This window comes from Salinicola socius (assembly GCF_001937195.1).
GTDB classification, from domain to species: domain Bacteria; phylum Pseudomonadota; class Gammaproteobacteria; order Pseudomonadales; family Halomonadaceae; genus Salinicola; species Salinicola socius.
Map to the genome: position 1 here is coordinate 1 of NZ_MSDO01000101.1, position 430 is coordinate 430.

The 430-nt window shown below is 56.7% G+C and carries 2 tRNA genes; both read right to left on the reverse strand.

Going from position 1 to position 430, the window contains the following annotated elements:
* Positions 1-66: 66 nt before the first annotated feature.
* Positions 67-143, reverse strand: a tRNA-Val gene (locus BTW07_RS19030).
* A gap of 45 nt (positions 144-188) precedes the next feature.
* A tRNA-Asp gene (locus BTW07_RS19035) sits at positions 189-265 on the reverse strand.
* Positions 266-430 lie beyond the last annotated feature (165 nt).

Here is a 430-nt window from a genome sequence, read left to right on the forward strand (position 1 = left end):
GACTCGAACTCGCGACCTCCGGCGTGACAGGCCGGCATTCTAACCAACTGAACTACCGGTCCGCTATGGTGGGTGGTACGGGACTCGAACCTGTGACCCCCAGCATGTGAAGCTGGTGCTCTAACCAACTGAGCTAACCACCCAAACGTCAAACGATTCAATACCACAAATACGACCAGTGCGAAGCGTGGCGGACCGGACGAGACTCGAACTCGCGACCTCCGGCGTGACAGGCCGGCATTCTAACCGACTGAACTACCGGTCCACTCTGTGCATCAAGAATTCATGTCGAAACAAGGACCCCTGATACGAACTACGCAACTAGCGAACTGCCCCACCTGCAATGATATCGCATACCTTGACGGCGTGAGAAAACTGATGGAATGGCGGACCGGACGAGACTCGAACTCGCGACCTCCGGCGTGACAGG